The organism is Shimia aestuarii, assembly GCF_022814865.1.
GTDB classification, from domain to species: Bacteria; Pseudomonadota; Alphaproteobacteria; order Rhodobacterales; family Rhodobacteraceae; genus Shimia; species Shimia aestuarii_A.
Genome location: NZ_JAKVRD010000004.1, coordinates 153,810 through 168,320, shown reverse-complemented (window position 1 = coordinate 168,320; position 14,511 = coordinate 153,810). Strand labels below are relative to the sequence as shown.

17 protein-coding genes are annotated in these 14,511 nt (G+C 63.5%); 12 read left to right on the top strand and 5 right to left on the bottom strand.

Features of this window, described 5'->3' with window-relative positions:
- Positions 1-206 precede the first annotated feature (206 nt).
- From MK745_RS06080 to MK745_RS06070, 3 genes are read left to right on the top strand one after another with little or no spacing between them, the layout of a single operon-like run.
- Positions 207-635 carry a paraquat-inducible protein A gene (locus tag MK745_RS06080; protein WP_243612389.1) on the top strand — a complete coding sequence of 143 codons (429 nt, stop codon included), beginning with the start codon at positions 207-209 and terminating at the stop codon, positions 633-635.
- Positions 636-652: 17 nt separating this feature from the next.
- Entirely contained in the window at positions 653-2,020 is a 1,368-nt protein-coding gene (gene radA, locus MK745_RS06075; RefSeq protein ID WP_243612388.1) for a DNA repair protein RadA, read from the top strand.
- A gap of 36 nt (positions 2,021-2,056) precedes the next feature.
- On the top strand, positions 2,057-2,611 hold the full coding sequence (locus tag MK745_RS06070; RefSeq protein ID WP_243612387.1) for a CvpA family protein: 555 nt from the start codon (positions 2,057-2,059) through the stop codon (positions 2,609-2,611).
- A gap of 77 nt (positions 2,612-2,688) precedes the next feature.
- Here the strand turns inward: MK745_RS06070 and MK745_RS06065 are convergent, their stop codons facing one another.
- Entirely contained in the window at positions 2,689-3,015 is a 327-nt protein-coding gene (locus MK745_RS06065; protein ID WP_243612386.1) for a hypothetical protein, read from the bottom strand.
- Positions 3,016-3,449: 434 nt separating this feature from the next.
- On the opposite strand from MK745_RS06065, the gene purF reads away from it, so the two are divergent.
- The 7 genes from purF to MK745_RS06030 all read left to right on the top strand — a co-directional run bounded on the left by purF (position 3,450) and on the right by MK745_RS06030 (position 9,811).
- Entirely contained in the window at positions 3,450-4,973 is a 1,524-nt protein-coding gene (purF, locus tag MK745_RS06060) for an amidophosphoribosyltransferase (RefSeq protein WP_243612385.1), read from the top strand.
- On the top strand, positions 4,974-5,540 hold the full coding sequence (locus MK745_RS06055; protein ID WP_243612384.1) for a DUF2199 domain-containing protein: 567 nt from the start codon (positions 4,974-4,976) through the stop codon (positions 5,538-5,540).
- A gap of 147 nt (positions 5,541-5,687) precedes the next feature.
- On the top strand, positions 5,688-5,957 hold the full coding sequence (locus MK745_RS06050) for a hypothetical protein (RefSeq protein ID WP_243612383.1): 270 nt from the start codon (positions 5,688-5,690) through the stop codon (positions 5,955-5,957).
- 299 nt (positions 5,958-6,256) lie between these two features.
- Positions 6,257-6,913 carry an SDR family NAD(P)-dependent oxidoreductase gene (locus tag MK745_RS06045; RefSeq protein WP_243612382.1) on the top strand — a complete coding sequence of 219 codons (657 nt, stop codon included), beginning with the start codon at positions 6,257-6,259 and terminating at the stop codon, positions 6,911-6,913.
- A gap of 132 nt (positions 6,914-7,045) precedes the next feature.
- Positions 7,046-7,831 (top strand): 5'/3'-nucleotidase SurE, encoded by a 786-nt coding sequence (gene surE / locus MK745_RS06040; RefSeq protein ID WP_243612381.1) that lies wholly within the window; start codon positions 7,046-7,048, stop codon positions 7,829-7,831.
- The gene (locus tag MK745_RS06035) at positions 7,828-8,484 is read left to right on the top strand and encodes a protein-L-isoaspartate(D-aspartate) O-methyltransferase (protein ID WP_243612380.1); all 657 of its coding nucleotides are present in this window, start codon (positions 7,828-7,830) and stop codon (positions 8,482-8,484) included. Before surE ends, MK745_RS06035 begins: the two co-directional genes overlap by 4 nt.
- A 130-nt stretch (positions 8,485-8,614) precedes the next feature.
- A complete protein-coding gene (locus MK745_RS06030; protein ID WP_243612379.1) occupies positions 8,615-9,811 on the top strand; it encodes a peptidoglycan DD-metalloendopeptidase family protein in 1,197 nt (398 codons plus the stop codon).
- 145 nt (positions 9,812-9,956) lie between these two features.
- On the opposite strand, the gene MK745_RS06025 is transcribed toward MK745_RS06030, so the two are convergent.
- The 4 genes from MK745_RS06025 to MK745_RS06010 all read right to left on the bottom strand — a co-directional run bounded on the left by MK745_RS06025 (position 9,957) and on the right by MK745_RS06010 (position 12,670).
- Positions 9,957-10,799, bottom strand: a complete 843-nt coding sequence (locus tag MK745_RS06025; protein WP_243612378.1) for an ATP-binding protein — start codon at positions 10,797-10,799, stop codon at positions 9,957-9,959.
- A 120-nt stretch (positions 10,800-10,919) separates the two neighbouring features.
- Positions 10,920-11,945 (bottom strand): twin-arginine translocase subunit TatC, encoded by a 1,026-nt coding sequence (gene tatC, locus MK745_RS06020; RefSeq protein WP_243612377.1) that lies wholly within the window; start codon positions 11,943-11,945, stop codon positions 10,920-10,922.
- On the bottom strand, positions 11,942-12,433 hold the full coding sequence (tatB, locus tag MK745_RS06015; RefSeq protein ID WP_243612376.1) for a Sec-independent protein translocase protein TatB: 492 nt from the start codon (positions 12,431-12,433) through the stop codon (positions 11,942-11,944). Before tatB ends, tatC begins: the two co-directional genes overlap by 4 nt.
- 18 nt (positions 12,434-12,451) lie before the next feature.
- A complete protein-coding gene (locus MK745_RS06010; RefSeq protein ID WP_243612375.1) occupies positions 12,452-12,670 on the bottom strand; it encodes a twin-arginine translocase TatA/TatE family subunit in 219 nt (72 codons plus the stop codon).
- A gap of 207 nt (positions 12,671-12,877) precedes the next feature.
- On the opposite strand from MK745_RS06010, the gene MK745_RS06005 reads away from it, so the two are divergent.
- Complete coding sequence (locus MK745_RS06005; protein WP_243612374.1) at positions 12,878-13,540, top strand: helix-turn-helix transcriptional regulator; 663 nt, start codon at positions 12,878-12,880, stop codon at positions 13,538-13,540.
- A gap of 71 nt (positions 13,541-13,611) precedes the next feature.
- Positions 13,612-14,502 carry a cation diffusion facilitator family transporter gene (locus MK745_RS06000; RefSeq protein WP_243612373.1) on the top strand — a complete coding sequence of 297 codons (891 nt, stop codon included), beginning with the start codon at positions 13,612-13,614 and terminating at the stop codon, positions 14,500-14,502.
- Positions 14,503-14,511 lie beyond the last annotated feature (9 nt).

Genomic DNA, 14,511 nt, shown 5'->3' with positions numbered 1-14,511 from the left:
CCACGCCCCCGGCTTCTTCTCTGTCCAAATACCTCCCGCCGGAGGCCTCAAATCTCTTTGCGGAATTTTGCAAGAAGTCCGCCGTCCCCACCTCCGCAATACCGACGCAATACCGACGTGATACCGACGTTGCATTTCCGCCCCTGACGCGCCGCGCCAAAACCTCCCCCTTGCGCGGCTCCCGCGCGCGCCGTAGCTCTATTCCCATGCTCCTACGCCTCGCCAATCTCTCGCTGCTCCTACTCTTTCCCGTGGCATGGTTCGCCCCGCTCCTCCACGCGGGCCTCCTGCCGATCTTCGGCCTGAGCGAGATCTCGATCATCTCCGGCCTGCAAAGCCTCTGGGAGACCGATCCGGCCCTTGCCCTCCTCGTCACCTTCTTGGCGATCTTCGCGCCCTACCTGAAAACCATCGGCCTCGCCCTGATCCAATTCGGCTACTTGCGCCGCAAGACGCTTCCGGCCCTTGAAATCCTTGGCAAACTGGCGATGGCCGACGTCTTCCTCATCGCGCTCTACGTGGTCATCGTCAAAGGCGCGGGCCATGTGACGGTGCAAACCGGCTGGGGCCTCTACCTCTTTACCGCCTGCGTTCTGGCCTCCATCGCGATTAGCCATTTGACCCGCCGCCGTTAGTGGTCCAAAACAAGAACATGGCCAAATCGAAACCCCAGTTCACCTGCTCCGCCTGCGGCAACACCACGACCAAATGGTCCGGCCGCTGCGAAGCCTGCGGCGAATGGAACACCATCGTCGAGGAAACGCCCCTCTCTGCCGGTCCCTCCGCCGCCGGTCTCGGCACCGCCAAGGGCCGCACCATCCCCCTGACGGATTTGCGCACCGAGGAAACGCCGCCCCCCCGCACCCTGTCGGGACTGGGCGAGTTGGACCGCGTGCTGGGCGGCGGCCTCGTGCCCGCCTCGGCGATCCTCGTCGGCGGCGACCCCGGCATCGGCAAATCGACACTCCTTTTACAGGCCGCTGCTCAATTCGCCGCCAAGGGCATGAAAACGCTCTATATTTCCGGCGAAGAAGCCTCCGCACAAGTGCGCATGCGCGCCCAGCGCCTTGGGTTGACGAACGCCCCGGTACAGCTTGCGGCAGAAACCAACCTGCGCGATATCCTGACCACGCTCGACGCCGAGCGCCCCGCGCTCGCCATTATCGACTCGATTCAAACCATGTGGTCCGACAGTGTCGGCTCCGCCCCCGGCTCCGTGAGCCAGGTGCGCGCCGCCGCGCATGAATTGACCGCCTTCGCCAAACGGCGCGGCATGGCCGTGGTTCTTGTCGGCCACGTCACCAAAGAGGGCCAGATCGCCGGCCCCCGCGTCGTCGAACACATGGTCGACACCGTGCTCTATTTCGAAGGCGAGCGCGGCCATCAATTCCGCATCCTGCGCGCCGTGAAGAACCGCTTTGGCCCGGCGGATGAAATCGGCGTCTTCGAGATGACGGGCGGCGGCCTCGCCGAAGTCCTGAACCCCTCCGCGCTGTTCCTGTCGGATCGCGGCGAACCCTCGCCCGGCTCGGTGGTCTTTGCCGGGATCGAAGGCACCCGCCCGGTGCTGATCGAACTCCAAGCCCTCGTCGCGCCCTCGCCGCATTCGCAACCCCGGCGCACGGTGGTCGGCTGGGATGGCGGGCGGCTGGCGATGATCCTCGCCGTGCTCGAGGCCCGCTGCGGCATCCCCTTTGCCGGTCTCGATGTCTATCTCAACGTCGCGGGCGGCATGAAGATCAACGAACCCGCCGCCGACCTCGCCGTCGCCGCCGCCCTCCTATCGGCCCGCGAAGACGCCGCATTGCCCGCTGATACGGTGGTTTTCGGGGAAATCTCCCTCTCAGGAGCCCTAAGACCCGTCGGTCAGGCCGAAAACAGGTTGAAAGAAGCGCAAAAACTTGGTTTCTCATCCGCAATCGCCCCGAAAGGCGGGAAGGCCCCGAAGGTGGACGGCATGACGCTGAACGGCATCGGGGATCTCGCCAGCTTCGTCGGAGAAGTGTTCGGGGCCGGATGATCGCCGCGTGCGGCCTATTGAAAGACGGATTTGAGCATGGACGGATTCACCATCATCGACGGCGTGGTCGCAGGCGTCATCATCATCTCGGCGCTTCTCGCCTATAGCCGCGGACTGGTGCGCGAAGGCATGGCCATCGTCGGCTGGGTCGCTGCTGCGGTGCTCGCCTTCATGTTCGCCCCGCAGGTCGAGCCGCTGGTGACGGAAATCCCTGTGGTGGGCGAATACCTCGCCGATAGCTGCGAATTGTCGATTATCGCCGCCTTCGCCGCCGTCTTTGCCACCGCGCTCGTCGTGGTGTCGCTCTTTACCCCACTGTTTTCTTCGCTGGTCCAACGCTCCGCGCTCGGCGGCATCGACCAAGGCCTCGGCTTCCTCTTCGGCGTGCTGCGCGGCATCCTTCTCGTCGCGATCGCCTTCTTCGTCTATGAGACCATCGCCGCGACGCAATCCATTCCGATGGTCGACGAAAGCCGCTCCGCCTCGGTCTTCTCGCGCATGACGCAACAAATCGAAGAGCGCGACCCGGCACAGGCGCTCGGCTGGATCACCCGCCAATACGAAGAACTCGTCGGCGTCTGCGACAAGTAACGTCCCCGCCGACCTGAAAAGCAAAGCCCCCGCGCCTCTGGCCGGGGGCTTTTTCATGTCTCAAAGAAGGGCAAGGCTCAGAGCTTGCAGCGCTTCTTCTTGGCCAGATCGACAAGCACTTTCTGGCGCGCGTTCGCCGCCTCGATCGCTTCGGACGCATTGGCGTAATTGCCGATTGCCGCAGGCCAGAACAAAAGCACCGCCGCCACGTTCTTGCCCGAGGCCGTCTTGCCCTTGCGCGCTTCCTCGCGGATCTCATCGAGCTGGGCGCGCTGCGTGCGGATTTCTTCGCAGGTCATGCTCTCATCAGACACATCCGTCGAGGCAACAACTTCCGGCGACACACAGCCCGCAACGAGCGAGAGGCCAACCAACAGGGCTGGCACGGTTTTTTGAAACATCATGTATTGGAACTCCAGTATTCAGGTAATCGCCCGACCGCGGCCGGGCGTGCCGCTTCTTTGCAAGCGCCCGCGATTCCCACAAGCCCAAAGCCGCCCAATCGACGCTCTTTCGCATCACACGGGTCCACACCCCCAAAGCCCTGTGCCCCATAAAGAACACTGCGTCATAGCGCCTTGCCTGAACTGTGATCCTTTCGTGACATACCGCGCGGGACGGCTTAAGAGAGGCCAAGAAGCGCGCCCTAATGGATTCGGAGCCCCATCTTGTCCCGTGCCCTGATGTCTGCCCCCGTTTGCACCGCCCCCGTGGCGGTGACCGGCCCCGGCACATGTAGCGATACGGCTCTAGCTGTCAAAACACGGCTCCCGATCCATCCGACTGCGCATCCGACAGCCTTTCATCGACAGACCTAACGGGATACGGGAGCCACCTCATGTGCGGGATTTTGGGGATCGCCAACCGGAACGACGACGTTTTCGCCGAGATTTATGATGGCCTCCTGATGCTACAGCATCGCGGACAGGACGCCTCAGGTATGGTGACCTACACCGGTGAGTTCTTCCGCGAACGCAAGGAAAACGGCCTCGTGAAGGATGTGTTCCATCCCGAAGACGCCGAGAAACTCACCGGTCGCATCGGCATGGGCCATGTCCGCTACCCGACCGCCGGGTCGCTTTCGGCCTCCGAGGCCCAGCCGTTCTTCGTCAACGCGCCCTATGGCATCTACCTCGTCCATAACGGCAACATCACCAACACCGAAGAACAGCGCCAGAAGGTCACCGCCAAGTATTCCCGCCACCTGCGCACGACCTCCGATTCCGAAATCCTCTTGAACGTGCTGGCTGACAAGGTCTCCGATGCGATCAAGGTCAACGGCACCGCCGATCCGATCCGCAACATCTTTGCTGGCGTGAAGATGACAATGGAACGGGTGCAGGGCGCCTATTCCGTGATCTGCCTCATCGCCGGGGTCGGCATGCTCGCCTTCCGCGATCCCAACGGCATCCGCCCCCTCTCTGTCGCCAAACGCAACGAGCGCGGCGACGGCGACGATTACGCCTTTGCTTCCGAAGATGTGGCGTTTGGCATCAACGGGTTTAAGAAGCTGCGCGACCTGCACCCCGGTGAGGCGATCCTGATCGACCTTGACGGCAACATGCACGAGTTTCAGGCCGTCGAAGGCAAGCTCACGCCCTGCATCTTCGAATATGTCTACCTCGCGCGCCCCGATTCCATGCTCGACGGCATCTCCGTCTATAAGACCCAGATGCGTATGGGCACGACCCTTGCCGAGCAGATCAAGGAAAGCGGGCTCGAAATCGACCGCATCATCCCCGTCCCCGATAGCGCCCGCCCTGTCGCCCTCGAAGTCGCGAAATCGACGGGCATCTCCTATCGCGAAGGCCTCGTGAAGAACCGCTATGTGGGCCGGACTTTCATCATGCCGGGCCAGGGCGAGCGCAAGAAATCCGTCCGCCGCAAGCTCAACGCCATCCCGCTCGAGTTCAAGGGTCTGAACGTCCTTCTGATCGACGACTCCATCGTGCGCGGCAATACCATCAAGAAGATCGTCGAGATGTGCCGCGAGGCCGGGGCCAAGAAGGTCTATATCGCCTCCGCCTCGCCGCCGGTGAAATACCCCAATGTCTACGGCATCGACATGCCGACCAAGCACGAATTGATCGCCAACGGCCTCTCGATCGAGGAAATCCGCGAGGAGCTTGGCGCCGACGCCCTGTTCTACCAGAAGCTCGAAGACCTGATTTGGGCCGCGCAGGAAGGCAACCCTGACATCGCACAGTTCGATTGCTCCTGCTTCGATGGCAACTACGTCACCGGCTCCATTTCCGATGATTATCTCGGCGCGCTGGAGAACTCCTCCCGCGTGAGCCAGAAGATCAAGGACATGCCCGAGCCGGGTTCATCTTGGAACGCCGATCAATCCGCGGCAAGCTAGGTGTCCCTTCTCGCCCTCGACGCGCGCTGGCGCCGCCTTCATGACGAGACGCGCACCTGCCCCTGTTGCGGGCGGCAGTTCTCCGGATTGATCGACTTCGCCTTCGCGCAGCCCGATGCCTGGCCCCACGCCGAGCCGACGCCCGGGATGCCCGAGATCGTCGCGGGCGAGGATCGCCTTTCGCCCGACCTCTGCCGCATTGGCGAAGACCGGTTTCTTTCCGCCCTCCTGTCACTAAACGTGCGCGGCAGCGACGAAGAGGTGCATTTCGCCCTCTGGGTCGCTGTCGCGCCCAAGACGTTCTACGCCTATCTCGACGCGGCAACCGGCGATGGCCCGGCGTTTGAAGGCGGCGCAGGATGGCTGATGAACGATCTCCCCGGCTTTGAGAGCGACGAGCCCCTGCCCTGCACCCTCCTGCCCGGTGCCGAGGGCGAGCGCCCCCGCATCCGCCTCGCCGACGGCCCGCTCGCCGCGCTTCAGGCGGACGGCATCGGCTTCGATCCGCTCCTCGATCTCTACGCCGCGCTTGGTGACGACATCCGGCCCCACCTTGCCACCGACTGATCACTGGTGTCTCGGCGGCCTTTTGCTGCGATGCAGCGAAAACCCGCCGATCCGCGCCATATCCCCTCTTTTCTTTGCCTCTCGCCCCTGTTAGAGGCCCGCGCTTGGCCCATATCAGGCCGAGACGCGAACAGAAGAGATGGCCAGATGAGCACTCAACAGATGGAAACCACGCCCGACAACGTCGCCGAGATCGCGACGGAACGCGGCACGCTCGGGCAGCGTGGCGTGTTCACACTGCTCGGCATCATGGGAAGCGAGGACGCCCTGCGCGCGCTGATCCTGCTGCCTTCGGGCAAGACGGTGATGACCGAGGCAGACGGCACCTCCGCGCTTGGTCCGGTACGTGCCATCGACGCCACCTCCGTAACCCTTCTGCGCGGCGGGCGCCTGATGCGGCTCGACCTGCCCGCCTGATCCCGCGCGCGCCCGGTCTTCTTCTCTGGAAAAATACTCGGGGTGAATTGCCTGCCCTGGCAGGCAAGAGGGGCAAAGCCCCTGACCTAAAGCGTCACGCCTTAAACCTGAGCTATCAGGTTGAAGGTGAGTCGCACGCCACACTCATATGGTGCGCGGCGCTCTGCCAAAAGCTGTGTCTCAGGTGTTTGGCGGAATGCTTTATCCCGCACCGACGCAATACCGACGTGATACCGACGTGTTACAGATGTGCCGTTTCGCCCCTTGACCTCTCGGCCCCGAGGGCGCACATCCCTCCCATGACCGATAGCACTTCTCCCAAGATCGCGCTTGTGACCGGCGCGTCCCGAGGCCTCGGCGCCGCCTTTGCCGAGGCGCTCGCCGACCAGTATCACGTCGTCGCCGTCGCCCGCACCACCGGTGCGCTTGAAGAACTCGACGACCGCATTCAAGCCAAGGGCGGCGCAGCCACGCTCGCCCCGATGGACATCACCAACACCGATGCCATGGCCCAGCTCTGCCGCTCGATCCATGATCGCTGGGGCAAGGTCGACCTCTGGGTCCACGCCGCGATCCATGCCGCGCCGCTGACGCCGGCGGGCCATATCGACCAGAAAGACTGGGACAAATCCATCGCCACCAACCTGACCGCGACAGGCCAGCTCATCCCCTTCCTAAGCCCGCTTCTCGGCCAGGAAGGTCAAGCGGTGTTCTTCGACGATCCGCATGGCGGCGACAAGTTTTTTGGTGCCTACGGCGCAACCAAGACCGGTCAGATCGCGCTGGCCCAAAGCTGGCAAGCCGAGAGCGTGCGCACCGGTCCCCGCGTCTCGATCCTCGCCCCGAAAGCGATGGCAACCGCGACCCGCGCCCGCTTCTTTCCCGGCGAAGACCGCGCGCCGCTGCACGACATCCGCGAAGAGGCCGCCCGCCTGATCGCCGAACTGTCGCTCTAGGCCGCAAACCCCTCCGCGTGGGGCCGCTCCGGCCCCCGCAAGCGCCTTCTGGACAAGGCGCCACTTGCCCCACGCCTGCCCCTCCTCTAGACAGTGGACAACAGGCAGATCACGGGCAAAAGGCGGCACTCCATGCGCATTCTCATCACCAATGACGACGGTATCAATGCGCCGGGCCTCGAAGTCCTGCTCGAGATCGCGACAGAGCTTGCCGGCCCCAAGGGCGAGGTCTGGACCGTGGCGCCCGCCTTTGAACAATCCGGCGTCGCCCACTGCATCAGCTATACCCACCCCACGATGATCGCCAAGATGGGCGCGCGCCGCTTCGCCGCCGAAGGCAGCCCTGCCGACTGTGTTCTTGCGGGCGTGCATGACGTGATGGAAGGCAACCTGCCCGATCTCGTCCTTTCCGGCGTCAACCGAGGCAACAACTCGGCCGAGAACGCGCTCTATTCCGGCACGCTCGGCGGCGCTATGGAAGCCGCGCTTCAGGGCATCCCGGCGATTGCCCTCTCGCAGTATCTCGGCCCCGAGAACTACGACATCGACACCCCCTTCGAGGCCGCGGCCCAGCATGGCGTCTCGGTCATTCGCAAAATCCTCGACGCCACCCCCGAGGAAACCCACGACTACCGCCTGTTCTATAACGTCAATTTTCCGCCCGTGCGCGCCGAGAACGTCAAGGGCATCCGCGTCACCGAACAGGGCTTTCGTCAGGGAACAAGCTTTTCCGTCGCGCCGCACAATTCGCCTTCGGGACGGCGCTTCCTCTGGGTGCGCGGTGGCAACCAGCAAATCCCGACCGCCCCCGGCTCGGACGCGGCGGCCAATCTCGACGGCTACATTTCCGTCACCCCAATGCGCGCCGACCTGACCGCACATGAAGTGCTCGACACGCTGAAAGTGCTCGAAGAATGAGTGACGCCCCCGTCTCCGACGCCGAACGCAAGATGCAGTTCCTTTTCGCCCTGCGCTCCAAGGGCGTGACGGATGCGCGCGTGTTGTCGGCGATGGAACGGATCGACCGCGCGCGGTTTCTACGCGGGCTGTTTGCGGGGCGCGCCTACGAGGACACCCCCCTCCCCATCGCCTGCGGCCAGACCATCTCGCAGCCCTCCGTGGTCGGCCTGATGACCCAGGCGCTTGGGGTGCAACCGCGCGACAAGGTCTTGGAGGTCGGCACCGGTTCGGGCTATCAGGCGGCGATCCTGAGCCTGCTGGCGCGGCGCGTCTACACCACTGATCGCCACAAACGTCTCGTGCAGGAAGCGCGCGGCGTCTTCGATGCGCTCGACCTTACCAATATCACTGCCCTGACCGGCGATGGCAGCTTCGGCCTGCCCGATCAGGCCCCCTTTGACCGCATCATCGTCACCGCCGCCGCCGAAGACCCGCCCGGCCCCCTCTTGGCGCAATTGAAACCCGGCGGTATCATGGTCCTGCCCGTGGGCCAGTCCGACACGGTCCAGAGCCTCATCCGCGTGCGCCGCACCGAAGAGGGGTTCGACTATGACGAATTGCGGCCCGTGCGTTTCGTCCCCCTCGTGGAAGGGGTTGCCCCCGAGAACTGATCTGGGGCAGAAGCGAAGAAAGACCCAAGACCAACAAGGCGTGGTAAAGCGCCGGGTATGACTGATCATTGAGCACCGCCCGCCGCGTTTCTTGCGCGGTTTCAGGGGCAAATTGAGGACCAGAGCAGAGATGACACGCCACAGCAAAGCCCCGCCCGCACGGCTCATGATGATGGGCCTGACCCTTGTTCTCGTCGGCGCCTGCAATGACGGGTTCGACTTCGACCTACGTGGCGGGATCGGGGCCGGTCTCGACACCACCACCGCCGCCAAGGCCGCGACCGCTGATCGTCCGCGCCCGGACAAGCGCGGCATCATCTCCTATCCGAATTATCAGGTCGCCGTGGCGCGCCGGGGCGACACGCTCGACGATGTGGCCACCCGCATCGACATGCCCGCCGCCGACCTTGCCCGCTACAATGGCCTGCGCCCCGAAGACCAACTGCGCGCCGGCGAGATCATCGCCCTGCCCTACCGCGTCGCCGAACCGTCGCCTGCAACTGGCGGGCGCGGTGTCGTGACGCCGCCCTCTGGCGTCGACATCACCGCCATGGCCGACAGCGCCCTGAGCGACGCCGAAACGCGCCGCGTTGCCACCGAGCCGCTGCAACCGGCCCCGAGCAACGCGCCCAAAGGCGAAACCGGCCTTGAACCGATCCGCCACAAGGTCCGCCGTGGCGAGACCGCCTTCACCATCGCGCGTCTCTATGACGTGACGCCCCGCGCTTTGGCCGAATGGAACGGGCTTGGGAGCGACTTCATGATCCGCGAAAACCAAATCCTGCTGATTCCGCCCGCAGCCATTGGTGCGCCGGACCGTAGCACGGCCCAAGAGGCCGCAGCAGCCCCGGCGGTGACGGCCCCCGGCGGCAACACCCCGACGCCGACCCCGCCGAGCGCGCGACAACCGCTGCCCGACCCCGACAAGGCCGTGGAAGCGCCCGAAGCGCCGGACCTCGGCAAGACCCAGACCGCGCGCAGCTCGCGCATGGGCTACCCGGTCGATGGCAAGATCATTCGCCCCTACGCACGCGGCAAGAACAACGGTATCGACATCGCCGCCGCCGCAGGCACCCCGGTGCAGGCGGCGCGCGACGGCAAGGTCGCGGCGATCACCACGGACGCCGACAATGTCCGCATCGTCGTGCTGCGCCATGACAGCAACCTGATGACCGTCTATTACAACGTCGATGACGTGACGGTCTCCAAGGGGGCGAACGTCAAGCGCGGCCAGTCCATCGCGGCGATCCCTGCCAAGGACAGCTTCGTGCATTTCGAAGTGCGCAAGGGGTTCGACTCCGTCGACCCGATGCCCTACCTGAAATAATGAGGGTCAGGGGCTTTGCCCCTCTTGCCCGCGGCGCGGCATGTCGCTCAAAAGTGGGAACCGGTTTTGAGCTCCTCGGACATGCGCTTGAATACGGGCAATTCACCCCAGGATATTTCTCGCAAGAGGAAGAACAGGCCCGCGCTTAGCTGATCGCCACGCCACGGCGCCCGGCAAGGTCGGTGAAATACTGCCACGCCACGCGCCCCGAACGTGCGCCCCGCGTCGCCTGCCATTCGATGGCCTCGGCGCGCAGCGTCTCGTCATCGATCTCGACCCCGTGGGCATCGCAATAGCCCCGGATCATCGCGAGGTAGTCATCCTGACTACAGGGATGGAAGCCGAGCCAGAGCCCGAAACGATCCGAGAGAGAGACTTTCTCCTCGACCGCTTCCGCCGGGTTGATGGCGCTTGATCGCTCGTTCTCGATCATGTCGCGCGGCATCAGGTGGCGACGATTGGACGTGGCATAGAAAATCACGTTGTCGGGCCGCCCCTCAATGCCACCATCAAGCACCGCCTTGAGGCTCTTGTAATGTTGGTCATCATGGCTGAACGACAGGTCATCGCAAAAGAGCAGGAACCGCGCGTCGCTCTCGCGCAGAAGGTTTAGAAGCCGCGAAACGCTCGGCAGGTCCTCGCGCTGCAACTCCACGATCTTGAGCGGCAACCCCTGCCCAAGCACCTCCGCGTGGATCGCCTTCACCAACGAAGATTTCCCCATCCCCCGCGCGCCCCAAAGAAGCGCGTTGTTGGCCGGAAGGCCCTTGGCAAACTGTAGCGTGTTCTCAAGCAGCGTGTCCCGCGTCCGCCCAAGCCCGATCAAGAGCGAAAGATCGACCCGGTTCACCTTCTGCACTGGCTCGAGACGGTCCGGCGCCACATGCCACACGAAAGCCTCCGCCGCATCGAAATCCGGCGCCGCCACGGGTGCAGGCGCCATTCGCTCAAGCGCCTCGGCAATACGGGTCAGGGTGTCTTGGTCCATCGGGGTCTCCATCTCGGCTCCCCGGTTTGAACCACGAAGCCGCGCCCCCGACAAGAGGCGCCAGAAACGAAAAAGGCGCGCCTAAGCAGGACGCGCCTTTCCTAAGTCATAGGGAGAGGGTCAGTTGGTCTTGTCGACCATCCCGTCATCCTCGTCATCGTCGTCCTCGTCGAACTCCTTCAGGAGCGGATCGTCTTCGGGATCTTCCTCATCCTCAAAGGGGCGCTTTGCAGCGGGTGCCTCATCGGCGGGTTCGTCCTCGTCGTCGTAATACCCTTCCGCCCGAAGCTGCGCCTCGCGCTTGGCCTCAACCCGGCGCACAAGGAAGATCGACACCTCGTAAAGCCCGTAGACCACCGTGAACAGGATCAACTGCGTGACGACATCCGGCGGCGTCACCAGCGCGGCAAGCACCAAAATGCCCACCATCGCGTATTTGCGCACCGAGCCGAGCCCGTCCGCCGACACAAGCCCGGCCTTGCCCATCAGGGTCAAAAGCACCGGAAGCTGGAAGCAGAGACCGAAGGCGATGATGAACTTGAGCGTGATATCAAGGCTTTCGTTGACCTTCCCGAAGAAGGTGACCTTGATCCCCTCCTGCGTCTCCGGCACCACAACGGCATCCGCAGGCAATTCCGGCGTATTGCCAAGCAGGTTGGCAAAGATCGAACTCACATCGGCAAAGCCAAGGAAAAACGACATGGCAAGCGGCGTCACGACGAAATGCGCGAATGTCGCCCCGAGCAGGAACATGAAGGGCGAGGCGACCATGAACGGCAGGAACGCGCCCTTCTCGTTCTTGTAGAGCCCCGGCGCCACGAAACGCCACATCTGGAAGGCGATGACCGGAAAGGCCATGGCAAAGCCGAACACCATCGAGATACGGAACAGCGTGAACAGGTATTCCTGCGGCGAGGTATATTGCAACGTCGGCGACGGATCCCCAAGCGCGCGCAGCGACGCCTCGATCGGTGACAAGAGGAAATTGAGGATATGCACCGCAATGAAATCCCCGCCAATGGGGATAAAGCAGATCGAAATCCCCACAAGCAAGGCAAGCACCGACCGGATCAATCGCGTGCGCAGCTCCGCCAGATGCTCGATCAGCGGCGCGGCGCTTTCCTCCATCTCATCGGTGCGGCTCATGCTTTGTCGTCCTTCTCGGCGCCCGCATCAGAGGGCGCATCGCCTGCCTCTGCGGCCTTGGCCGCGGCAGCGGCCTCTTCGGCGGCCTTCTTCTCCTTGGCGATGCGGGCTTCGGCCTTGGCCGCGCTCGCTTCGCGGATCTTCTTCGCCGCCTCAGCGCGTTCCGCCGAAAGCTTGCCGGTCTCGCTCTCGGGGTCGAAATCCGTCATCGACTTGGCCTGATCCCGGATCGCGTCCGACGCCGTTTTCATCGGGTTGGACACTTTGCCGATCCCGTCCGTCGCGCTCCGAAGAGAGTCGCTCACGTCCTTCACGCCCGCCTGGTCCGCGGCCTGGTTCATCGCGCTCGAGAACTCCCGCGCCATGCCCTTCGCCTTGCCGACAAACTGGCCCACCTTGCGGAACAGAACCGGCAGGTCTTTTGGCCCCACGACGATCAGCGCAACAACGCCGATCACCAGTAGTTCGGGCATTCCAAGATCAAACATGGCTTACAAGCCCCCGTATCAGACTTTGTCTTTTTCGTCTTCGGGGGTGACGTCCTTGGCGGCGTCCGCCTTCTCGTCTTCAAGCTCTGCCTGGCCCTCGTTGATACCCTTCTTGAACGAGGTGATGCCTTTGCCCACTTCGCCCATCAGGCCCGAAATCTTGCCACGCCCGAACAGGACCAGCACGACAATCGCGATCAGAAGGATGCCCGGAAGGCCGATGTTACCAATACCCATAGTCTTTCTCCTATGTCTCGACGGCTCACCCGCAAGCCGTTCAAAAATCCAGACCTACAAATAAGGAGTCTGACGGATCAGGAAAAGCGACAATCACGATCAGATTGGCCCTTTTTGAGCAGATTCTCGCACCGCATTTGTCAACAGCTTGTCAGTTGACAGGTTTTTGTCAGTATACCCCCGAACAGCACGAGAGAATCACCTGCGATGAAACGTTCTGACAGGCTCTATAGCTTGATCGAAATCCTCAAAGACGGTGGCCAACACCGGGCCGAGGATCTGGCCCAGAAGCTCGGTGTATCGATGCGCACGATCTACCGCGATATGGACACGCTCGCCGCTTCTGGGGTTCCGGTAGAAGGAGAGCGCGGCATCGGCTATTCCGCCCGTGCCGCGATTACCCTGCCGCCCCTGAACCTGACCGAGAGCGAGCTGGAGGCACTGCACCTTGGCCTTGCGGCGGTTGGCAATGGCCTAGACGGTGAATTGCGTGACGCGGCCCAAAGCCTTTCCGCCAAGATCGACGCCGTGCTGCCCGAAGACCGCCACGGTGCGCCAAAGTCCTTTGGCTTCGCCGTCTACCCCTTTGCCGATGCCGCCGAGGGCTTCCGCCACCTCACGACGCTCCGCGCCGCGATCCGGGGCCGTCAAAAGCTTCGCCTCGCCATGCAGGACGGCACCACGCGCGAGGTGCGCCCGCTCAAGCTCGACTACTGGGGCCGCGTCTGGACCTGTCTCGTCTGGTGCGACACCACTGGCGATTTCGCCAACCTACGCGCCGATCAGATCACTCAGGCGACCGTATTGCCCGGCCTCTTCGTCGATGAACCCGGAAAACGCCTTGAGGACTATCGCAAGGCGCTCGAATAGCCCCGCGCCCCTTGAGCGCAGCGCGCCCGCCCTGTACCAAGCGGTCCAAGCAAGACAGGACCGATACCGCCATGTCATCCGCCCTCAAACTCGCCACGACAAGCCTATTCGTTGGCGCGCTTGTCCTCGGCCTCAAGATGTTGGCGTGGTGGTTGACCGGTTCCGTCGCGTTGCTCTCAGATGCGCTCGAGAGCATCGTCAATCTCGCAACCGCTCTGGCCGCACTGATCGCCATCCGCGTTGCCGCCCGCCCCGCCGACGACACCCATCCCTTCGGCCACCACAAAGCCGAGTTCTTCAGCGCCACACTCGAAGGGCTGCTGATCGTCCTCGCCGCCCTCCTGATCCTACGCGAAGCGTTCTACGGATTCCTCGCGCCCCATGCCCTCACGACTCCGCTCAAAGGGCTTCTGGTCAATGGCGGCGCAACCGTTCTCAACGGGGTCTGGGCCTGGGTTCTGATCCGACAGGGGCGCAGGCTGAAATCCCCGGCGCTGGTGGCGGATGGCCAACACCTGTGGACCGACGTGCTTACGTCCTTTGGTGTCGCCATTGGCCTGATCCTGACGGTGCTGACCGGCTGGTGGGCGCTTGATCCGCTGATGGCGTCTCTGGTCGCGCTCCATATTCTGAGGACTGGCGGCAAGATCGTACTTTCCTCCCTGAGTAGCCTGATGGACGAGGCCGTGCCCGACGAAACCCTCGCTCTGATCCGCACTGTGATCGCTGCCGAGTCGCAAGGCGCGGTCGAAGCGCACGATCTCAAGACACGCCACGCCGGGCGCGCCACTTTTGTAGAGTTTCACCTTGTCGTGCCCGGTGAGATGAACGTGTTCGATGCCCATGAAATCTGTGACCGGCTCGAGGCCGCACTGCACAAGGCCGTGCCGGGCGCACAGGTGACGATCCACCTCGAACCGGATCACAAGAGCGAAGAAACCGGGATCATCCTGCCGGACTAGACGCGCCTC